The sequence below is a fragment of the Alkalihalobacterium sp. APHAB7 genome (genome assembly GCF_048323755.1).
GTDB lineage: Bacteria > Bacillota > Bacilli > Bacillales > Bacillaceae_F > Alkalihalobacterium.
On sequence record NZ_JBLWFS010000001.1, the window covers coordinates 100070 to 120233 of the forward strand.

A 20164-nucleotide genomic window follows, 5' to 3' on the forward strand; every position below is an offset into this window, starting at 1 on the left:
CGCATAACATCGCTATGCGGTGTTTCACGTGAAACGAAGTTTTTAGTCATTAGAATATAGGGTAAGCCACCCTTGGATTTAAATGGTGGCTTTTTTACTTTTGCTAAGAATTAAATTTAATCATTAAAAGAATAAAGCCAGAACCTTTCATAATTGAGTCGGTCCATCGCTTCATCATTACCTTCTTGAAGCGCAATTTCGGTTTGTTTGACGACTTCTTGAGTTTGTGTTTTATGTGCTTTTAAGGCATCTAGCTTTTCTTGATGAAAACGACTTATTTCATTAATAATTTGTGGTTCACCTAAATCATCGATGCAGTCTCTTGAAAAGGCTAGTGCATGTACCGTTGGTCGCTCCTCCTTTGGAATCGAAGCGACAGCCTTTATCACGACAGCACCACATGCGTCGTGGTCAGGGTGTACGGCATATCCTGGGTAAAATGTAATGACGAGCGTCGGCTTGCAATCTTCTATTAATGTTCTCATTCGCTCGGCTAATTTATTTTCATCTTCAAACTCAATCGTCTTATCTCGCAACCCGAGAAAGATTAAATCATCAATTTTTAAAATGTTTGCAGCGGCTTCAAGCTCTTGCTTTCGAAGTTGGGGTAAAGTTTCACGGTTGGCTATTGGTGGGTTCCCCATGTTTCGTCCCATTTCTCCTAAAGTCATACAAGCATACGTGACTTTCCAGCCTTTTTCTTTATAGTTTAACATCGTCCCTGCAACCCCAAATGATTCATCATCAGGATGAGGTAAGATCACTAGTAAATGATTTTCCATAAAAGCCTCCTTTATTTAAAAGAAAAGAAAGTAAAAAATTCGAAGATGTCTAGCTCCAGGCGCCATCGGCTCGAGGTCGCTTCGGTCCACCAAGCGTGTCTAAAGAGCAAGACACTTATTGTTGGCCCTCCAGCGCTTGTCGCCGAAAAGCAGGCGCCTTCCGCTTTTCGGGATGTCTAGTTCCAGCGTCCAGCGACTAGCGAGACTTCGCTCACCTCCTTGCGATAAGTCAACATCGGCTCACTAGCGATCACCGTGTTTCCTTTATCTCATACGGTGGGCTCCAGTCCGTACGTCGCTATACGGGCGCTTCCGCTTTTCTAAAATGGATGAGGACTTAATTGAAGTGATACAGCTAAACGTCCTTTATCATCTAAGCCAGCTAATAGTAATTGGTCTCCCTTCATAGTGCAATGCGTGAGACCTTCTGCGTAGATCCATCCTAAGTCTATTTTAAGTCCTACTCGATGGGGGCCGTTACCTGTGATTTTTCCGTGTTCATAAGATACTTTGCCGTTCCGAATAAAGACACCTGATGAGAAAGGAGTTCCATTCCGATAAGCGGTATAGGCCCCGTTTGTTGTTTCAAGATGAATGTATACGTCTTGGTTAGCCAATTTATTTATCATTTGTTGAACAAATTCTTTATTGATCACTTCCATTTGATTTTCCTCCTTTACACAATTCTTTTGTAAAGTGTGCATGATTTGCTTGTAAGTAATGGGGCGGACTGTAACTGTCCATTATTTCACTACTCTTATCATACTAGATACTAAGAGGGATCGCACGTAGTAAGCAAGTTGGAAACCGACATTTACTATTTTAGCCAATAAACTATTCATACTGTTACGAAAATTTTATAATAAATGAAGAAGACATGCATTCAAAATGAAAAAATAGAGGTTGTTTGATGAAAAACAAATTAGTATTCTATATCATTCCTTTAGTAATCGTCGTCGGTGCTGTGTTTTTCTTGTTTTCCTATGAAAAAAATGAAAGACAGTACTCTGCTGTCAACGGAAAACTAGATTTATCAACTACTTCCATTAAAGAATTGGGGACTGCGTCGTTAACAGGAGAATGGAATTTTTATTGGAACGAGTGGTTAGACCCTGCACAATTACCAAATGATGCGGGGGCGCTGATTGATATGCCGGCCAAATGGAATGGACATCTTTGGCAAGGAGAACAGTTGCCAGGAGATGGCTTTGCAACCTATCATTTGAAAATCGAACTATCAGAAGAAGATGTCAATGAAATGCTAGGGCTTTATTTACCGAATGCTTTTACTTCTTATAAATTGTGGGTCAATGGAAAAGAGCTTGGTGGAGCAGGGTTACCCGGAACAACTCGAGAAGCTACTACAGCTGCTTATCAGCCTCAAGTCGTTTATTTTACACCGAACTCTCAAGAAGTGGATCTCGTTTTTCACGTCGCGAATTTTCATCATTCAAAAGGCGGGCTGTGGCGTATCATTCGAATAGGTGAAGACAAAGCGATTACAAGTTTGCGAGAAAAACAGCTAGCGTTTGAAATGTTCCTTATTGGCAGCTTACTTGTCATGGGTCTCTACCATTTAGGGTTATATATGTTAAGACGAAAAGAGAAATCCACGCTATTTTTTGGGCTGTTTTGCCTCGTCATTGGTATACGTGCGATGATGGTAGGTGAAGTTTTTTTCAATCAAATCGTTCCTAACTTTCCGTGGGAGTGGCTAAAGAAGATAGAATATACTTGCTTTTATATCGCTGTTCCACTTTTTGTTTCATTTGCTAGACAGCTGTATCCCAATGAAGTTCATAAGCATATGACTCGTACGGTCTGGGGGATTGCTAGTTTATTTGTTATCATTATCCTTTTTACACCAGCGCGAGTTTTTACCCTAACATTAACTGCTTATCAAATTATCACGGTTGTCGTTATTTTGTTAGTGATCGTTTCCGGAATGAAGGCCTATAAGAATAAGCGGGATATGATTAGACTTAACCTTGTAGTAGGGGTTATTTATGTCCTAACGGTGATCAATGATTTCCTATTTTACAATCAATTAATCACAACGAGAGAACTATCACCATTTGGGCTATTTATCTTTTTGTTTGGACAGTCCTTTCAGTTATCCACCCAATTTTCACGGGCGTTTTCAAAAGTGGAGGAAATGTCACAAGAGTTGCAAGAGTTGAATGAAAACCTTGAAAAGAAAGTAGAGGAACGAACGATTGGGCTAGAGAAATCTCAAAAAGAGACCGTCGAAGCACTCATCGAAATGTCGGTCCTAGAAGAAAGAACCCGAATTGCACATGAAATTCATGATATTATCGGCCATTCGTTAACAACGGTTATTGTTCAGCTGGAGGCGGGAAAGCGTTTGTCAAAGGCAAAGCCAGACCAAGTCTATGAAAAGATGGAACTCTCACAGGAGTTATTGCGTAAAGGGTTGGATCGAATTCGAGTATCTGTAAAAGTACTTGGAGAAGTACAAGAAACGATTGAAATAGAAGAAGCATTGAAGGGGTTAATGGATGATACGGTGAAAGCAACGGGTGTGTTGATTACAAGTTCAATAGATGAGATACCAAAGTTGAATCATGCGCAAAAGAAAGTCATTTATTATGCCCTTCAAGAAGGAATAACCAACGGAATCCGCCACGGGAAGAGTACACACTTTCACTTTACATTGCATATTAGGTGCAAGTTTCTGGAGTTTAGATTAGTCGATAATGGTGTAGGTGTGGAAAAGATAGAATATGGATTTGGTTTGAATGCGATGAAAAATCGGATCCAGATGTTGAATGGCGAATTGTCGGTGAATACAGAAAAAGGTAGAGGCTGCGAGTTGGCCATTGTTTTGCCTTTACAACAGGAGTTGCCTACAATAGTAAATGAGTAAGTATTTTTTAGGAGTGGATAAATAATGGAACAATGGCTAGCCATCAAAGAAAATATCAAGGCGTGGATAAAAGAAGTAGGGAAAGAACAATTAATTCGTATGGAACAGCCGTTTCAGATGAAATCGAAGTCATCTGACATTGATTTAGTAACTGAAGTCGATGAATGGAGCGAGCAATTTCTTATCGATAAAATTCATACGGAATACCCGGACCATTCCATTATGTCAGAGGAAAGTGGATGGCATGAGGGACAAGCAGATTTTGAATGGGTAATCGACCCGATCGATGGAACGGTAAACTTTGCTCATCGCTTTCCATTCTTTTGTATTTCTGTCGGTGTTAAGTATAAAGGAGAAACAGTCATTGGAGTCGTCTACGTGCCGAAGCTAGATGAAATGTATGAGGCCGTTAAAGGAAGCGGTGCGATGTTAAATGGAAGAAGCATTACCGTTTCTATTACGGAGCGATTAAATCAAGCGGTTGTAGCAACAGGATTTCCGTATGACCGTGCAACGGATCCAAATAACAACGTTGATAATTTTAATGCGATTATTACGAAAGTCGGTGGCATTCGCCGAACAGGAAGTGCAGCGATTGATTTATGCCAAGTAGCGGCAGGACGTTTTGACGCGTATTGGGAGATCAAGCTGAAAGAATGGGACATTTGCGCAGGGTTATTAATTGTCGAAGAAGCAAAAGGCCAAACGTTTAGTGTAAAAAAAGAAAAAGGCTATCAAGTGTTGGTAGGAACACCAGCTATTTATGATGAGCTATCAGCTATTCTAGAGTGGGAAAAATAAATAAAAAACTAGCGGTTAGAATAGAGATTTTGCAGTATTAGGAATATAGTGGCTTTAAAGTGGGGCTAAACCTTCAGTTTGGGATAGGAGAGAAACGGTTTTGTGGAATGTAAGTAATGATTGGAACAGGGTGCTAGAAAATGAATTTACAAGAGAATACTTTTTGAAGTTGCAGCAATTTTTACAAGACGAATATAGGAATGCAACGGTCTACCCGAGTGAGTCCGAGGTTTTTAATGCTTTTCACTATACACCTTTTTCAGAAGTGAATGTCGTTATTCTCGGACAAGACCCGTATCATGGTCCCAATCAAGCGCACGGATTAAGCTTTTCAGTAAAAGTGGGACAAAAACTACCGCCATCGCTGAAAAATATTTATAAGGAACTTTATCAAGATATTGGATGTGAGCCTAGTGATAATGGTTGTTTAATCCAATGGGCGAAGCAAGGGGTTCTCCTATTAAATACCGTATTGACTGTAAGAAAAAGTGAGCCGAATTCTCATAAAGGGATCGGCTGGGAACAGTTCACGGATCGTGTAATTCAAAGCTTGAATGAGCGGGAAAAACCAGTCGTATTCATTTTGTGGGGACGTCATGCGCAAGCCAAAGAAGCATTAGTGACAGGAGAACAGCATATCATCATTAAATCTGCTCATCCGAGTCCGCTTTCAGCAAGCCGTGGCTTTTTTGGGAGTAAGCCATTTTCTAAAGTAAATGAGCATTTAACGAGGATGGGCGAAACACCGATCGAATGGCAAATTATCTAATAAATGAAGTTAATATAAATTTACGCTTCAACACGGTTGATCCTGAAATTAGGCTAAACCGTGTTTTTCTTATTTGGTTTATAAGTATGGATTGGTGTTGGAAGTGTTGAAATTTAGCTTTTCTTGTCGAGAAATCTTTAAATCGGGAAAGTTGAAAATATTTAGGGAGAAGTTGAAAATAAATCGGCCGAAGTTGAAAATAAATCATCCAAAGTTAAAAATAAACCGGTCTAACTTGAAAATAAACACGACCAGGTTGAAGAATATGATCATAGGAACTTTAATAGAAGCCCGTGAACACCATATTACTATTGAGATATCATTAAAAACAGCTAAAGGTCCGTATTTTCATTATAGAAACTCACAAAAAAGCAGAACAAAGATAAGCGATCTGCCAACAACTCTCTTTAATGCTGGAATACGCAAAACAACTAGAAGAGGAGCGCGCTTTACCTCCATAAAAAACGTTGTTTTAGAAACCATGTCAGATCATCTTCCAAAAATATAGTTTCTGAAAATTAAGAATGTATAATTAAGTTAACAAAAGATGTTAGCTTAGCTAACGCAGAAACGAAGGGAGAGGTTGACAGATGGAACAAATTTTAATGGATAATTTGTGGGTCATTATTGGTACTTTTCTAGTTTTACTTATGCAAGGTGGATTTATTTTACTTGAAGCAGGTTCGACTCGAATGAAAAATGCGGGTCACATTGCAGGAAAAACAATTTTCACAATTAGTCTTGGTTCGATTGTTTTCTGGGCAGTAGGATGGGGCTTCATCTATGGTGAGTCAGCAGGTGGATTTCTAGGAATTTCTGATTTCTTCTTCGGAGATGCTTCAGGTCCAGATGGTGGATTAGCAGGATCGGTAGACTTCATGTTCCAAATGATGTTTGCACTTATCGCTTTAACGATTGCTTTTGGCGGGTTTGCAGAACGAGCGAAATTATCAGCATATGTCATCTTCGCCGTTTTATTCTCGGCTTTAGTTTATCCAGTAGTCGCACACTGGGTGTGGGGAGACGGTTGGTTAGGTGGCCTTGGTAAACAAGACTTTGCAGGTTCAACAGTCGTTCACTTAACAGGTGCTATGGCAGCTCTTGCCGCAACGATTATTTTAAAACCGCGTATTGGTAAATACAATAAAGACGGTTCATCTAATGATTTAGCAGGTCATAACCAAGTTTACACAGCTTTAGGGGTTCTTCTTCTATGGGTAGGTTGGTTTGGGTTTAATGGAGCAAGTACTTTTGAAGTAGCCGATGCATTCTTTGGATATGTTATTCTAAACACGCAATTAGCAGCAGCAGCAGGGGCGATTGCCGCGATGTTCTTAATTTGGATGATGAGCGGGAAAGCAGATGTTCCAACGACATTAAACGGAGCTTTAGCAGGGTTAGTTGCCATTACAGCATCATGTGGTTTCGTAGCACCTTGGGCAGCGGTTATTATCGGTATTATTGGTGGTCTAATTGTAGTTGTAAGTATGAAAATCTTTGATCGTGCGAAAATCGATGATCCGATCTTTGCCCTATCTGTTCACGGTATGGCAGGGATTTGGGGAACAATCTCAACAGGTTTCTTCGCAGTTCCAGCATTATCTACTGAAGTAGGTTGGGGTCAAGCTGGGTTATTCTACGGCGGTGGCTTTACACAATTAGGTGTTCAAACGTTAGGTGTTGTCGCTGGAGGAATTTACGCGTTTGTCGTTTCATTCATCATCCTTTATGTGATGAATAAAGTCATGGGAGGACTTCGTGTGACAGAAGAAGAAGAAATCATGGGTCTAGATATTAGTGAACATGGAAGCTATGGATACCCTGAAAGTATGAAATCTACAGAAAAAACAGGTGCATAAGAATAAGGTGGTGTCTACCACATGAAAGAACCTATGGTTGATACGTATGAGCAATTGAAATGGTGGAGAATGTCGTATATCGAGCAAGTAAAATATGATCATATGAAACTAAATGAATTCCACGATGAACTCATCACAAAAACAGTAAAAGTAGCAATCGAAAACGTAACAAGTGAGTGGGGTCCTCCCCCTGCTCACTTTGCTTTCTTTATGATGGGAAGTGCTGGACGGTTTGAACAAGCGCTTTGGAGCGACCAAGATCATGGGCTAGTGTTTTTTTCCACGGATGGTCGTGAAAGAGACTACTTTTTAAAGCTGGGAAAAGAAATCTCATTAGCGTTAGAGTGTGTAGGTTACGTTCGATGTGATGGGTTGGTCATGGCTTCAAGTGAGAGATGGTGCAAATCGCTTCTCGCGTGGAAGGCGCAAATTCAAGAATGGATGGAAGAAGAGAGCTTTGAAACGTTGCGTCATTTGCTCACTTTTTTTGACTCACGAGTCTTTATTGGAAATCCGTCACTGTTAGATGAGTTAAAAGAGGTTATTTTTTTAAATCTAAATGAAAAACCAACCTTAATTCAAAGGTTTTATGACAATGTAGAGCGGCGTAAAAAAGCGATTGGTGTGTTTGGTCAATTGTTGGTTGAATCGTATGGTCCGCATAAAAATGTCATTCATTTAAAGAATACCGTTCTTTTTCCGTATGTGAATTCGTTACGGCTTTTAGCGTTACAAGAGAAAATCACAGCTCCTGAAACGTTAGTGAGATTTGAGCAACTTCCGGATGAAATGACGGAAATAAAAATGCTAAGTGCAGTGTTTGCTCGACTTTTACAGTTCAGGCTTCGTTTCCAAGAAATTGAACAAAGCTATGAAACGATCCATCTATTGAGGGTCGATAAGTTAACTTCTAATGAAAAGCAGGAGTTAAAAGGATATATTCGATCCGGTGCTCGCCTCTATAAACTAACGAAAAAGCACATCGATAAAGGGTGTGGCATGAAGTGATTAACCACATGATTCAATATATGAAACAACTGTCAGGCAAGTTAAGTCCGAATGTATACACCTCAGTACAGCAACAATCGAATGCTGCACAAATGGCCTACATGAGACAACTTCAAAAAGAAATAAAGAAAGAAAGTGTGCTAAATAAACATTTTGAGGAACTTGAAGTCGTTGTATTTGATCTGGAAACAACAGGGTTTTATCCAGATCGAGGGGACAAAATTCTCTCCATAGGGGCGGTAAAAGTAAAAGGAACTTCACTTGTGGAAGAGGAAGGGTTTTATTCGTTAGTCCGGCATGAAGAGCCATTGCCTCAGCCGATTTTGGAGTTCACAGGAATTCATCAAGAAGATCTTCTGTTTGCACCTGTGATTGAGCAAGTTCTCGAGAAGTTTTTTCAATATGTTGGTGGTTGTCCAATGGTGGCCCATCATTCTCAGCATGAAAAAGCGTTTATGCAACACGTTTCTTGGCATATATTACGAACGAATTTTATACACCGTGTGATTGATACTTCGTTTCTAATCAAAATAGCCTCACCTCAAAAAAGTTTAACCACATTAGATGAGTGTTGTCATTTTTTTGATATCCCGATTTTAACGCGCCATCATGCGTTGGAAGATGCAAAAATGACGGCGCAATTATGGATCAAAAATATACAAAAGGTAAAAGAGTTAGGGTTTCACACTCTCCAAGATGTATATACCGAGTTAGCGAAATAAAATAGATCACACCCATTACAGGGCTTAAAGGAGGGAGGGGATGAATAAAAATTTCCCTCGTCATGTGGCGATTTTCCCAATTAGTGTTGTCAAAGAAATGACTCAGTTAACAGCGAGACAAATTCGTTACTATGAAGAGCAAGGACTCATCAAACCCGCTCGTAATGAAGGAAACCAACGTATTTTTTCACTAAACGATATTGAGAGATTTAGTGAAATTAAGTCTCTTATTGACCAAGGTGTAAATATCGCTGGAATTAAAACGATTCTTATGACTAGACGTCATGACCAAGAAAATATTGTTCCTAACTCAAGCGATCGCTCGATGCTGCGTTTCACCGAGGAAGAATGGTTTGAATGGATTGAAAGATATCGTGCAGGAGGATTTTCGTAATAAACATGGACTTCTAGACTATAAAAAGACTCGGGAACTCTAGACCAAGAATTAGCCTTGGAAACCCGAGTTTTTTGTTCGTTTTTGGAGATGAAGTTTGCCAACGTAAGGGGAGCTAGTGAGCGCTTTTTCTACCTGCGATTTTAATTAACCGTTAGCGAGAGAGGTGAAAATGGTAGATTTTTTGCTATTGGAAATTTAGCGGACTCCAGGGCCGTTATTTGGATTAAAATTGTACTTTTTAGAGCTGAGCGGACTGAGAAGCCTTTATTTCCTATTTTTCGAGGTTGCTTTTGATGAATTGAGGCATATAGCGTCCTCTCAGTCCTCCAAACTTGAAAAGCTGTTGGTTTTTAGTAAAATAGGGGCTTTTGAGTCCGCAAAAAATAAAATCCTTTTCTCAGTTTTGAGGGTCCAATAAAATGGGTTTACTGGGTCATAATAAGTGTAGAAAGAACTATCCAATTCTATGCTCACAATTTTGAAGTTATTTTAGTCCTCATGAAATTACAAGGAAGGATAGGGGATTTTCGTTTTATTTCCCCGGGAAGTATTGTAAAATATTTAGGGTAGCGAAACAAAGTTTGAGAGGAGTAAGAGGCATGCAAACAAAGTATAATCAACTATGGGATTTAGACAGCGTTTTTCCAGGTGGCAGCGAATCAACTGAATTACGAGGGTTTATTCAAGAGACAAAAGAAGAGTTGATCGCACTTGAACAATCTCTTCAACAATTAACGGAACTACATAAAGAACAACAAAAATTAATTGAAATTATTGAAAACGCACAAAATGCAGCTGCAAAAGTAAGAGAAATCGGTGCATTTGTCGGCTGTTTAACCGCGCAAAATATGGCAGACAAGAAAGCGATTCAATTAAGTGGAACAGCTAAAGAGCTATCATCACTTTATCAAGGGGTTTTAACGAGCATTGATGAAAAAATTCTGCAATTAAATGAGCAAGAATTACAAGCGATGATCAAGGAACATTTTCCTGATGTTGCGTTTTACTTAAATGAAAGAGCCGAGCGTGCCAAAGATAAATTATCGCCGGCAGAAGAAAAACTGGCTCAAAAGTTATCGACAAGTGGGTACCATGCATGGGCAGACATGTACAACGCACTCGTTAACAGTATGAAAATTACATTTGAAGAAAATGGACAAACCGAGGAACTATCGGTTGGGCAAGCTGAAAATAAATTAGCAAATAATGATCGCAAGGTTCGTGTGGATGCTTTTGAAAAGTGGGAAAAGACGTGGACTGAAAATGAAGATTTATTCGCTACGACCATTAATCATCTTGCAGGTTTTAGGCTCGGTCTTTATGAAAAAAGAGGCTGGACAAATGTGCTAAAAGAGCCGCTTGAAATTAACCGTATGTCAGAAGCCACATTAAATGCGATGTGGGATACGATTACTAAAAACAAATCACGCTTTATGCCGTACTTAGAGCAAAAGGCGAAGTATCTAGGATTAGAAAAATTAGCTTGGTATGATGTGCATGCTCCAATCGGAAGTGCAAGTTCATCGATTCCTTACGAAGAAGCGGCAGAGTCCATTATCGATCAATTTGGCAAGTTCAGTCCAAAAATGGCTGAATTCACAAAAATGGCATTTGAAAAAGACTGGGTTGAGGCAGAAAATCGCCCTGGAAAACGTCCAGGTGCTTTTTGTACGACGTTACCGGCAAGCGGTGAGACGCGCGTATTTATGACGTACAGCGGCAGTGCATCCAACGTGTCGACTCTAGCTCATGAGCTAGGTCATGCTTACCATGCATATGTGATGCGCGACATGCCGAACTTTGCGCAGTCTTACGCGATGAACGTTGCGGAAACAGCTTCTACTTTTGCAGAGCTTATTGTAAGTGATGCAGCGGTACAGCAAGCAGAAACGGATGAAGAAAAGCTCGTTCTTATCGAAAGTAAACTTGGTCGAGCAATTGCTTTCTTTATGAACATCCATGCGCGCTTCTTATTTGAAACGAGATTTTATGAGAAGCGAAAAGAAGGCCTCCTTTCTGCGCAGGAGTTAAACGAGTTAATGGTCGAAGCACAGAAAGAAGCGTATTGTGACTCTTTATCAGAATACCACCCACACTTCTGGGCAGCTAAGCAGCATTTCCATATCACAGGTGTACCGTTCTATAACTTCCCGTACACATTCGGCTTCTTATTCAGCCTCGGTGTCTATGCACACGCTCTTGAAGAAGGTGCATCTTTTGAAGATGGCTATGTTGAGTTGTTACGTGACACAGGTAGTATGAATGTTGAAGAATTAGCCCAAAAACATTTAAATGTTGATTTAACAAAAGCTGAATTCTGGCAAAAAGCCATTGACCTCGTCGTCAAAGATGTAGACCAATTCCTAGAGCTAACGAAATAAAAACGTTTTATAAGGTACCATTTTTTACGGTGCCAGGCACCTTTAGTCCGCTAAAGGTGCCTGGCACCGTTTTTTTCTTTTCATACATCGTTAACATCAGTTTTGAAGTAATGGTATAATAGGGGAAAACATGTCGAAAAATGGAGAAGTGTATGGGTATCGATAAGCAAAAGCATTTAGACCTTATTTTTAAACGAAATCAATTAATGGCCAAACTCTTGATGATTTTTTATACATCTAGCTTAGTCATTAATACTTTTATTGACCCAGCCATACTTATTTTCGTCGCTCCGATAGGTTTAGTTATCTGTATTCTTGTTTATTTTTTATCAAAACAGAAGCAGTTAACGATACTTACTATGTATTTATCGATCCTTTTTGTTTTTAGCTTTTTCATCTTGTTGATTACCTATGAACCCTTACTCATTAACTTTATATACATTTGGTTAGGATTGATTATTAGTTCGATTTATCATATGGTCCGACCGATTTTGTTTGCTAGTTTTCTGACAACAGTCGCAACGATCTATTTTTTCTTGCAGTACCAAAACGAGTTATTCCCAGGGTCGGACAAAGTCGATGTGATTTATGTTGCACTATTCGGAATACTCGTCACGATATTTTTAGTGTTTTCTAGCCGCTTTACGGAAGATTTATTGCAAAAGGCACAATTGAAAACGGAGAAAACATCTAAAGCATTAATTGAAGCAAAAGGGTATTTGAACACTTTGTTTAACCAGTTAAAGGATCCGATTGTCATCCATGATGAAAGAGGTAAGATCTATCAAGTTAATAATGGGTTTACAGAAACATTCGGTTGGAAAAATAACGACGTGGTTGGCCAAACGATGCCGCAACTAAACGAGGTCCAATTTAAATATTTACAAGAGCAATGGGAGTCGATTTCTAGAGGAGAAGCGGTCCGGGAAATCGAATTAAAAATTACTACGAGCGATGAAAAACGATTAGACGTTGCTATATCAGTATCTGCGATTCGAACGGAAGATGGTCGAGTTGTCGCATTAGCTTCAATTTTTAGAGATATTACTGAGCAGAAACAAACAGAAGAATTTATTAGGAGATCAGAAAAATTGTCTGTTGTCGGTCAGTTAGCTGCTGGAGTTGCTCACGAAATTCGTAACCCAATTACAGTTATTTCCGGTTTTCTCCAGCTAATGCAGCAACGTGAACAAAATACAAATAGTCATGTACCCGTTATGTTAAGCGAGCTTGCTAGAATTAATAAAATTATTAGTGAGTTTCTTTTATTAGCAAAACCCGGGGTTCAAAAGTTCGAAAAAATAAAGATATGTTATTTAATCAGAGAAGTCGTTACGCTGTTAGATACATCAGCCATCATGAAAAGTATCTCCATTACAACCCAGTATTCACTAAATGAAACGACTGTCGAATGTGACCCTGATCAAATTAAGCAAGTGCTTATTAACTTACTAAAAAATAGTATTGAAGCGATGGATCATGGGGGACAGATTCATATTCATGTCTATGAGAAAAGTGACAATATGATCCACATTGAAATTACAGATTCTGGTAGTGGAATCCCCCAGGAAGTTCTTGAACGAATCGGTGAGCCGTTTTTTACGACAAAACCAAAAGGGACAGGGCTAGGCCTTATGATATGTGACCGTATTATTGAGCATCATCAAGGGAAAATGGACATTTCAAGTATTCAAGGAAAAGGTACAACCGTAAATATTTATTTAAATAAAGTGATTAGTGAGGAGGGAAATAATGAATATACCAGTTCAGGATATTATCACCAAAGTGGAACAGCAACTGAACGAAATGAAATCAGAAGTGGCTCGGGGTAATGAACGGGGAGTCCAAGAAGCGGCTATGTTAATCAAAGCTTATTGTGAGCTGTTGGACAAAGAAAGTACTACGGTAGAAAAACCCATAGTACCGCAAGAACCACGGATATTACCAAATGCTAATGTAACGACACCATCAACAAGTAGTTTGAACCGAACAAAAGATGAAGGTAGTTTATTGGATTTTTAAAGGGCTGCATGATTATACACTTCAGGTTCGATTTTGTTAATTGCACGATGAGGTATGGTATTCTATGACTAAAAAGGAATTAAAAGTAAAGGAGAATTTCAGATGTTCAATATATTTATTGTACTTGGCAGTATCGCTGCGGCATTAGGTGTTGCTTTAGGTGCATTTGGAGCTCACGGATTGGAAGGTCGCCTTACAGAACACTATATTAAAATTTATCAAACAGGTGTACAGTACCATATGTATCATGCACTCGGTTTAACCTTAATTGGTTTAATTAGCTTGAAAGGTGTCGAGTCTAGTTTAGTTCATTGGGCTGGGTGGCTTATCGTATTAGGAATTATCTTATTCTCTGGAAGTTTGTATGTCCTAGCGATTACGGGGATTTCAAAACTAGGGATGATTACGCCATTAGGTGGAGTAGCATTCATCGCTGGTTGGGTACTTCTTGCCATAAGTATGTTTAGAGCATAAAAAATAAGCTGACTCTTGTGTCAGGCCCTCTGGTGCACACCGATTATAGTGATCGATAAGAAATGATTGCAACTATAGTGTGTGGGGAGGGCCTGACTTTTTTATAAGAGCCAGCCTATTGTATTAATCAATAATTTTTTTAGTCTTCCTCGCGTGGCTGGTATGCAGCTAAAGGTGCCTGACCAAAAGGATAGTCGTATTCAATTTCCTCATCAAACTCCACATAGTCAAGGTTAACCATTAATAACAAGTACCACATGCCTGTTTGTGGGTCACTAATGACAATATGGTCGCGACCGGCTTCTTGAACAATACCTGTAAATACTCGAGATGGCCATTCTGGGTTATTCTCAAATGTCATATAAACTCTTACTCGCTTCCCGCGGTTGAGACGGAGAATGTTTTCAATATAGGACATCTCCATTGGTAGCATCCCTGGGATTTGTGGGAATTGCTGCTGTAATTGTGGCTGTGGTGCATAAAATAGTGGTGGCATCATAGGTTGTTGCATCATAGGTTGCTGCATCATAGGTTGCTGCATCATAGGTTGATGCATCATAGGCTGTTGCATCATAGGTTGCTGCATCATAGGCTGTTGCATCATATGATGATCCATCATAGGTTGTTGCATCATATGATGATCCATCATGGGCTGTTGCATCTTATGGTGATCCGTCATAGGTTGTTGCATCATTGGATCCATTGTAGGGTGCTGATGTTGCATATGTGTGTGGCCATCCATTGCAGGTTGATTATCCCATTGTTGCTGATACATTGTATCACTCCTTTTTCTTTTCTGAATGTATAATTTTATTAAAATGTACTATAAACTTGCGGACACTCTGATGCTAACGGTGTATAGAAGCAATGCAATTTAAAGCGACCGGAGTTCCACTGGCCCCACCACTGAGCTGGACATGACCCTTCAGGTCGGAAAAACCATAAAGCAAATTCTGCTGGATGATGTCGATCGCCTCTAATGACTTGTCGAGCAAGTCTTCTTTCTTTGTCACGTGCACCTTGGTAGAAATAGCCTTTTTGTGTGGCTTCAAAGCCCCCTGGTGATTGCCAAACCATTCGAGGAACGGAATTGATATCGACAAAATCTAGACATGCAGATCGAACCCGGTTGACCATTACATTTCCTGCCATTAACATTCCTAATTCCCCTTCACCTTCAGCTTCAGCGCGCATTAAACGAGCCATTAAGTCAATATCACTACTGTTAGCTTTAATAACGGCCATCTGTTCACCTCCTATTCATTAGGTGCCGTACGTGGTGAGTTGGAGGACTGTTAATTGCCTATGGATCGAAGCTTAATCGTGTTACGGCACACCCAAACACAGTTAGTTCAAATATATGTTACGAAAAAATGGACTATGACCTTTTCATAAAAATCCCAGCAAAAAAATCCAGCCTCTCTGACGAGAAGCTGGATGTTAAAGGCATTGAGCCAACTTAAATTTTATAAGTCTTTTTTTGAGCGCATAATTAGTTCTGATTAGAACTTACACGTGAAAGTATCGCTCAAGACCGTCGATATTTAAAAGGTTACCGACGTAGAAAGAGCCAAATTCACCGAAGCGTGCCGATACTTCATCAAAACGCATTTCGTATACGAGCTTTTTGAATTGCAGAACATCGTCAGCGAAAAGCGTTACGCCCCATTCCCAATCATCAAACCCAACAGAACCAGTGATGATTTGTTTTACTTTTCCTGCATATTGACGACCGATCATACCATGACTGCGCATCATGTTGCGGCGGTCTTCCATCGGAAGCATGTACCAGTTATCATTGCCTTGGCGACGCTTGTCCATTGGGTAGAAACAAACGTGCTGAGCTTTAGGTAACTTAGGGAAAAGACGTGCACGGACTTCTGGATTTTCCATTGGATCTCCGCCATCTTTACCAGCCATATAGTTACTTAATTCAACGACTGATACGTAAGAATACGTTGGAATTGTATATTCAGCAAAACGCGTTTTATTAAAAGCTGTCTCGATTTCATTGAGTTGCTCCATAGTTGGACGAAGTAGCATAAGCATAAAGTCAGCTTTTTGACCAACAATGGTGTAAAGCGCATGACTACCTTCATTATTTTCTTCGGTTTGGTTCCACTCTTCTAGCATACCGATAAACTCATTTAAAACTTGTTGACGCTCTTCACTAGAAAGCGTTTTCCATGCAGGCCAATTGATTGCGCGAAAATCGTGTAATGAATACCAACCATCTAGAGTAACTGCTGCTTCACTCATACTTTCCACTCCTTTAAATTAAAAATATATGTATCAAACCATACTATACCATAAACCGTTAAACCTATTCCATAAACAAACCAAACGGTGCCAGGCACCTTCAATCCTTTACTGTGTTGAAGGTGCCTGGCACCATAATTTAAATCTATTTGGTTATGAAGCGTTGTACGGCCATGATGTGTTCTTTTGTTTTTCCGGCAGCCGTTTGGGCTTCTTCTTCCATTTGTAGGACTTCAGCTAGTGTATGCTCATAGCTGCTGCCCATAACGTTTTTCATTAGCCCGTAAGCTGTTGTTGGAAGGTTAAGAAGTTGCTCCACGAACTCATCTGGTTGTCCAATTTTATGAACGAGTCCAATACGGTACGCTTCTTCGGCTGAAATGGGCTCTCCAAGAGACATTTCTAGTGCTTTACCTAAGCCGACAAGGCGTGGAAGGTAGTAGGAAGCTCCAGCATCAGGAACGAGACCAATTTTTAAAAAGCTGATTCCCATCTTTGCATCGTACTCAGCGACACGGAAGTCACAAGCCAGTGCGAGACTCAGCCCAGCCCCAACTGCAATTCCATTTATGTAAGCTACAGTTGGTTTCTGGATCGTATCCATATAGAGTAACAATTTATTGTAGGTTTCTTTTAGGTAGTCACCGTAATCGATGTCTCCTAATTTCTCAGTTGCTACACTTTTTAGGTCGGCTCCAGAGCTAAATGCATCTCCTGATCCTGTCAAAACGATAACACGTACGTCTGAATCTTCATTGGCTTGTACAAAGGCACTATATAACTCACGGTGCATATCTGAGTTAATTGCGTTTTTCACGGCTGGACGATTTAATGAGATTGTTGCTACGTTCTGTTGAACTTCATAAGTTACAGTTTGTTGCTCCATTCCATTCACTCCCTCAAATAGTAGAAACTTCTTCCATTATAATGAATAGTCATTCACTTTACCAATATAAACACGAAAATTCAGAAAAAATCACAGTTGTTAATTCTGTAAAATATTAACGAGCGCGCTTCTGCATGAGGGTAATCGAATAAGGAAACGATGAAAAAGAGTACTTTAATCGTAGTAAAAGACCATTGAACTTTTTAAAAAAAGTTTTCTAATATAACTTATTCTTAAATTAGCGAAACCGTGGGAAAATTTCTATTTTTACTACATTAATCCAAGTAGTTTATTTTTTAAATAAAGAGGAGTATGCTTATTGGTAAGGTCATCTGATCAATTGTAGGAGGAATTTATAGTGAGTGATCTCTTTACAGTAATTAAAGCGCAAGTAAAAAGTCATTATCCACAGGTAGTATTGCCAGAAGGTATGGATGAGAGAATTATTGAAGCTGCTAGTCAGTTATCAAATGATGAAGTCGTGAAACCGATCATTATTGGAAAAGAAAGTGATATTTACTCAAAAGCGAAAGAACTCGGGGTTACTTTTAAGGATGTTGAAATTATTGAACCCGCAACATATAAACAGTTAGATGAATTAATTGCTTCTTTTGTTGAACGCAGAAAGGGAAAAGAAACAGAAGATAGTGCACGTGAAAAGTTAATGCAAGAAAATTATTTTGGCACGATGCTTGTACATTTGGATAAAGCAGACGGTTTAGTAAGTGGAGCTGCACATTCAACGGGAGACACTGTGCGCCCGGCCCTGCAAATTATTAAAACACAGCCAGGAATTCAAAAAACATCCGGTGTGTTTGTAATGGTAAAGGGTGATAAAAAGTTTGTTTTCGGGGATTGTGCAATCAATATTGCTCCAAATGCAGACGAGTTAGCGGAAATTGCTATTGCTACAGCAGAAACGGCAAAAGTATTCGGACTTGATCCAAAAGTAGCAATGCTTAGCTTCTCAACTAAGGGTTCGGCATCATCTATTGAAACTCGTAAAGTGTCAGAAGCAACAAAGTTAGCTCAACAACAACGCCCAGACTTAGTGATCGATGGTGAATTCCAATTCGATGCTGCGTTTGTTCCGGCTGTGGCCCAAAAGAAAGCTCCAGATTCTCCATTAAAAGGGGAGGCGAACGTGTTTATCTTCCCTAGCTTAGAGTCAGGGAACCTAGGCTACAAGATCGCACAACGTCTCGGTGGATATGATGCAATTGGTCCGATCTTACAAGGATTAAATAAACCAGTCAATGACCTATCTCGTGGATGTAACGTAGCAGATGTGTATAAGCTTTCATTAATCACAGCGATGCAATCCATCACACGAAAAGTACTAGCATAAAATAAAAAACGGTGCCAGGCACCTTTAATGCTTTACAGCATTAAGGGTGCCTGGCACTTATTCGTTCGTTGCGTTTAATAATGCGGATGTATTGTTCTTCATAAGTTTGTCTTTCTTCTTCTGTAAAGGAAGAAGAGGTGAGGTGTGCTCCTTGCTCTTTAAAGGTTAGGAGGAGGCGGTGAATGACAGACTGTACCGTCAGTGCTTGGCCTGTTAGTTCCGTTAATGACGCCATTGTTTCAGGGACGATCCGAGGGTATTCAAACGTTGTCGGCTGTCCTTGGACGGCACGGTCATAAAATGTTTGAATGAGCTTTGCTCGTTCACTTCCGCTGCCGGTCACGCAGAGGTAGATTTGAACCGCTACACCCCCACGTATGCGCCGTTGAGAAATGCCGGCAAATTTCTTACCGCCAATGCTTAAGTCAAATGAGCCTGGACAATAAGACCCAACGATTTCTCGAGCTTCAACTGTAACGCCATAAGGCCGTAACATTTCCTGAATCAGTGCAAACATAAGCTCATAACCTTCGTTAATCGAAAACTTTTTCTCTTCCTTCATAATAAGGGAGACATTTAATATACCTTCATCAAGTACGACAGCAAGTCCACCTGAATTACGAACAATAACGTTATAGCCTTGTTTATTTAAGAAATTAATTCCTTCCTGAACAAAAGGGAGCCGGCTATCTTGAATGCCGAGGACGATCGTCTCGTGATGAACCCACGTCCTTAATAAAGAGTCTGAACAGCCGTTTCCAACAGAGATGCATAATGCATCATCGTAAGCAAACGACTGAAGAGCGTCAAAATAAACGCCTACTGTCGATTGATCTATAAATCGCCACGTTTGATTGGAGAGATGATGGGTTATTGTTGTGTTCATTTTCTATACTCCTCAAAGATAAAAAATATAAGCAGGTCTAAAATTACTTAAGATTGCGAACGATAGTAGATATGGTATACTATCCTTTGTGAATAAATGACACTATCTCATCTTACCATAAAGAAATGAAAGGAATTAACTCCAATGGCAAACGAATTGCGCATTTGTGACATTTGCCAAGCCACTAATATAAAAACTTTATTGCCTCGGTTAAAAAAATTAGACCCTGATGCCGAAATTCATATCGGGTGTCAATCCTACTGTGGACCAGGCCGGAAAAAGTCTTTTACGATGGTCAATAACCGTCCCGTATCGGCTGCAAATGAAGATCAACTCATTGAGAAAATAGGTAAAAAACTAAAATAAAGTTATCTGTGCCGTTGGTCACAGGTAGCTTTTTTACTGTCCTTTAATCCGCAGGCTTTTGGACGACAAAAGTTATAACGTTTGGAACAGGTTTATAAAGCCAAGACCCCTTTTCAAATAACCTATTTTTCTTGTAAAACTCATTATGGTACCTAGCTTCTTCTTTACGAATGTAATCTATATTCAAATTAATAGACCCTCCCCATCGACAAACTTCCATTGTTTTACCATAAAATTCTGAAAGATTTAAATTTCGTTAAGCTGTGGAACGACTTGAGACATCCTATTGTAACTTTTGTATAATATAGGTAGATAAA

At 39.6% G+C, this 20164-nt stretch carries 22 protein-coding genes; 14 read left to right on the top strand and 8 right to left on the bottom strand.

The window, feature by feature from the left end; genetic code table 11:
• Positions 1-116: 116 nt before the first annotated feature.
• Both bshB2 and ACNSTQ_RS00460 read right to left on the bottom strand, forming a co-directional pair.
• A complete protein-coding gene (gene bshB2, locus ACNSTQ_RS00455) occupies positions 117-782 on the bottom strand; it encodes a bacillithiol biosynthesis deacetylase BshB2 (RefSeq protein WP_418197894.1) in 666 nt (221 codons plus the stop codon).
• Positions 783-1102: 320 nt separating this feature from the next.
• Complete coding sequence (locus ACNSTQ_RS00460; RefSeq protein ID WP_418197895.1) at positions 1103-1444, bottom strand: YojF family protein; 342 nt, start codon at positions 1442-1444, stop codon at positions 1103-1105.
• Between the two features lie 248 nt (positions 1445-1692).
• Between ACNSTQ_RS00460 and ACNSTQ_RS00465 the strand changes: the two genes are divergently transcribed.
• The 12 genes from ACNSTQ_RS00465 to ACNSTQ_RS00520 all read left to right on the top strand — a co-directional run bounded on the left by ACNSTQ_RS00465 (position 1693) and on the right by ACNSTQ_RS00520 (position 14102).
• Positions 1693-3669, top strand: coding sequence for a 7TM diverse intracellular signaling domain-containing protein (locus ACNSTQ_RS00465; protein WP_418197896.1), 1977 nt, complete (start codon positions 1693-1695; stop codon positions 3667-3669).
• A gap of 24 nt (positions 3670-3693) precedes the next feature.
• Positions 3694-4470, top strand: a complete 777-nt coding sequence (locus ACNSTQ_RS00470; RefSeq protein WP_418197897.1) for an inositol monophosphatase family protein — start codon at positions 3694-3696, stop codon at positions 4468-4470.
• A 100-nt stretch (positions 4471-4570) separates the two neighbouring features.
• The gene (locus ACNSTQ_RS00475; protein WP_418197898.1) at positions 4571-5239 is read left to right on the top strand and encodes a uracil-DNA glycosylase; all 669 of its coding nucleotides are present in this window, start codon (positions 4571-4573) and stop codon (positions 5237-5239) included.
• 265 nt (positions 5240-5504) lie between these two features.
• Positions 5505-5747, top strand: coding sequence for a hypothetical protein (locus tag ACNSTQ_RS00480; protein WP_418197899.1), 243 nt, complete (start codon positions 5505-5507; stop codon positions 5745-5747).
• An 82-nt stretch (positions 5748-5829) separates the two neighbouring features.
• Complete coding sequence (locus ACNSTQ_RS00485) at positions 5830-7098, top strand: ammonium transporter (RefSeq protein ID WP_418197900.1); 1269 nt, start codon at positions 5830-5832, stop codon at positions 7096-7098.
• Between the two features lie 21 nt (positions 7099-7119).
• Positions 7120-8106, top strand: coding sequence for a DUF294 nucleotidyltransferase-like domain-containing protein (locus ACNSTQ_RS00490; RefSeq protein WP_418197901.1), 987 nt, complete (start codon positions 7120-7122; stop codon positions 8104-8106).
• Positions 8103-8828 (top strand): exonuclease domain-containing protein, encoded by a 726-nt coding sequence (locus ACNSTQ_RS00495; RefSeq protein ID WP_418197902.1) that lies wholly within the window; start codon positions 8103-8105, stop codon positions 8826-8828. The genes ACNSTQ_RS00490 and ACNSTQ_RS00495 overlap by 4 nt, the downstream gene beginning before the upstream one ends.
• A gap of 40 nt (positions 8829-8868) precedes the next feature.
• Positions 8869-9222, top strand: coding sequence for a MerR family transcriptional regulator (locus ACNSTQ_RS00500; RefSeq protein ID WP_418197903.1), 354 nt, complete (start codon positions 8869-8871; stop codon positions 9220-9222).
• Positions 9223-9824: 602 nt separating this feature from the next.
• Complete coding sequence (locus tag ACNSTQ_RS00505; RefSeq protein ID WP_418197904.1) at positions 9825-11606, top strand: M3 family oligoendopeptidase; 1782 nt, start codon at positions 9825-9827, stop codon at positions 11604-11606.
• A 152-nt stretch (positions 11607-11758) separates the two neighbouring features.
• A complete protein-coding gene (locus ACNSTQ_RS00510) occupies positions 11759-13438 on the top strand; it encodes an ATP-binding protein (RefSeq protein ID WP_418197905.1) in 1680 nt (559 codons plus the stop codon).
• The gene (locus tag ACNSTQ_RS00515) at positions 13359-13628 is read left to right on the top strand and encodes a DUF5327 family protein (RefSeq protein WP_418197906.1); all 270 of its coding nucleotides are present in this window, start codon (positions 13359-13361) and stop codon (positions 13626-13628) included. Before ACNSTQ_RS00510 ends, ACNSTQ_RS00515 begins: the two co-directional genes overlap by 80 nt.
• 102 nt (positions 13629-13730) lie before the next feature.
• Positions 13731-14102, top strand: a complete 372-nt coding sequence (locus ACNSTQ_RS00520; protein WP_418197907.1) for a DUF423 domain-containing protein — start codon at positions 13731-13733, stop codon at positions 14100-14102.
• A 139-nt stretch (positions 14103-14241) separates the two neighbouring features.
• Here the strand turns inward: ACNSTQ_RS00520 and gerQ are convergent, their stop codons facing one another.
• The 4 genes from gerQ to ACNSTQ_RS00540 all read right to left on the bottom strand — a co-directional run bounded on the left by gerQ (position 14242) and on the right by ACNSTQ_RS00540 (position 17247).
• The gene (gerQ, locus tag ACNSTQ_RS00525; RefSeq protein ID WP_418198232.1) at positions 14242-14781 is read right to left on the bottom strand and encodes a spore coat protein GerQ; all 540 of its coding nucleotides are present in this window, start codon (positions 14779-14781) and stop codon (positions 14242-14244) included.
• Positions 14782-14915: 134 nt separating this feature from the next.
• On the bottom strand, positions 14916-15347 hold the full coding sequence (locus ACNSTQ_RS00530) for a cell wall hydrolase (protein WP_418197908.1): 432 nt from the start codon (positions 15345-15347) through the stop codon (positions 14916-14918).
• A 264-nt stretch (positions 15348-15611) separates the two neighbouring features.
• Positions 15612-16361 carry a hydrogen peroxide-dependent heme synthase gene (gene hemQ, locus ACNSTQ_RS00535; protein ID WP_418197909.1) on the bottom strand — a complete coding sequence of 250 codons (750 nt, stop codon included), beginning with the start codon at positions 16359-16361 and terminating at the stop codon, positions 15612-15614.
• A gap of 145 nt (positions 16362-16506) precedes the next feature.
• Positions 16507-17247, bottom strand: a complete 741-nt coding sequence (locus ACNSTQ_RS00540) for an enoyl-CoA hydratase/isomerase family protein (protein ID WP_418197910.1) — start codon at positions 17245-17247, stop codon at positions 16507-16509.
• A gap of 358 nt (positions 17248-17605) precedes the next feature.
• Between ACNSTQ_RS00540 and pta the strand changes: the two genes are divergently transcribed.
• A complete protein-coding gene (pta, locus tag ACNSTQ_RS00545; protein ID WP_418197911.1) occupies positions 17606-18595 on the top strand; it encodes a phosphate acetyltransferase in 990 nt (329 codons plus the stop codon).
• Between the two features lie 40 nt (positions 18596-18635).
• On the opposite strand, the gene ACNSTQ_RS00550 is transcribed toward pta, so the two are convergent.
• Positions 18636-19481, bottom strand: a complete 846-nt coding sequence (locus ACNSTQ_RS00550; RefSeq protein WP_418197912.1) for a lipoate--protein ligase family protein — start codon at positions 19479-19481, stop codon at positions 18636-18638.
• 144 nt (positions 19482-19625) lie between these two features.
• Here ACNSTQ_RS00550 and ACNSTQ_RS00555 point away from each other — a divergent pair, with 144 nt between their 5' ends.
• Entirely contained in the window at positions 19626-19847 is a 222-nt protein-coding gene (locus ACNSTQ_RS00555; protein ID WP_418197913.1) for a DUF1450 domain-containing protein, read from the top strand.
• 43 nt (positions 19848-19890) lie between these two features.
• Here ACNSTQ_RS00555 and ACNSTQ_RS00560 read toward each other — a convergent pair whose 3' ends face one another.
• Complete coding sequence (locus ACNSTQ_RS00560; RefSeq protein WP_418198246.1) at positions 19891-20034, bottom strand: hypothetical protein; 144 nt, start codon at positions 20032-20034, stop codon at positions 19891-19893.
• Between the last annotated feature and the right edge of the window lie 130 nt (positions 20035-20164).

Coding starts and splice junctions, on each gene's coding strand:
- bshB2 (WP_418197894.1), bottom strand. CDS start 782: ATGGAAAATCATTTACTAGTGATCTTACCTCATCCTGATGATGAATCA.
- ACNSTQ_RS00460 (WP_418197895.1), bottom strand. CDS start 1,444: ATGGAAGTGATCAATAAAGAATTTGTTCAACAAATGATAAATAAATTG.
- ACNSTQ_RS00465 (WP_418197896.1), top strand. CDS start 1,693: ATGAAAAACAAATTAGTATTCTATATCATTCCTTTAGTAATCGTCGTC.
- ACNSTQ_RS00470 (WP_418197897.1), top strand. CDS start 3,694: ATGGAACAATGGCTAGCCATCAAAGAAAATATCAAGGCGTGGATAAAA.
- ACNSTQ_RS00480 (WP_418197899.1), top strand. CDS start 5,505: ATGATCATAGGAACTTTAATAGAAGCCCGTGAACACCATATTACTATT.
- ACNSTQ_RS00485 (WP_418197900.1), top strand. CDS start 5,830: ATGGAACAAATTTTAATGGATAATTTGTGGGTCATTATTGGTACTTTT.
- ACNSTQ_RS00490 (WP_418197901.1), top strand. CDS start 7,120: ATGAAAGAACCTATGGTTGATACGTATGAGCAATTGAAATGGTGGAGA.
- ACNSTQ_RS00500 (WP_418197903.1), top strand. CDS start 8,869: ATGAATAAAAATTTCCCTCGTCATGTGGCGATTTTCCCAATTAGTGTT.
- ACNSTQ_RS00505 (WP_418197904.1), top strand. CDS start 9,825: ATGCAAACAAAGTATAATCAACTATGGGATTTAGACAGCGTTTTTCCA.
- ACNSTQ_RS00510 (WP_418197905.1), top strand. CDS start 11,759: ATGGGTATCGATAAGCAAAAGCATTTAGACCTTATTTTTAAACGAAAT.
- ACNSTQ_RS00515 (WP_418197906.1), top strand. CDS start 13,359: ATGAATATACCAGTTCAGGATATTATCACCAAAGTGGAACAGCAACTG.
- ACNSTQ_RS00520 (WP_418197907.1), top strand. CDS start 13,731: ATGTTCAATATATTTATTGTACTTGGCAGTATCGCTGCGGCATTAGGT.
- gerQ (WP_418198232.1), bottom strand. CDS start 14,781: ATGACGGATCACCATAAGATGCAACAGCCCATGATGGATCATCATATG.
- ACNSTQ_RS00530 (WP_418197908.1), bottom strand. CDS start 15,347: ATGGCCGTTATTAAAGCTAACAGTAGTGATATTGACTTAATGGCTCGT.
- hemQ (WP_418197909.1), bottom strand. CDS start 16,361: ATGAGTGAAGCAGCAGTTACTCTAGATGGTTGGTATTCATTACACGAT.
- ACNSTQ_RS00540 (WP_418197910.1), bottom strand. CDS start 17,247: ATGGAGCAACAAACTGTAACTTATGAAGTTCAACAGAACGTAGCAACA.
- ACNSTQ_RS00550 (WP_418197912.1), bottom strand. CDS start 19,481: ATGAACACAACAATAACCCATCATCTCTCCAATCAAACGTGGCGATTT.
- ACNSTQ_RS00555 (WP_418197913.1), top strand. CDS start 19,626: ATGGCAAACGAATTGCGCATTTGTGACATTTGCCAAGCCACTAATATA.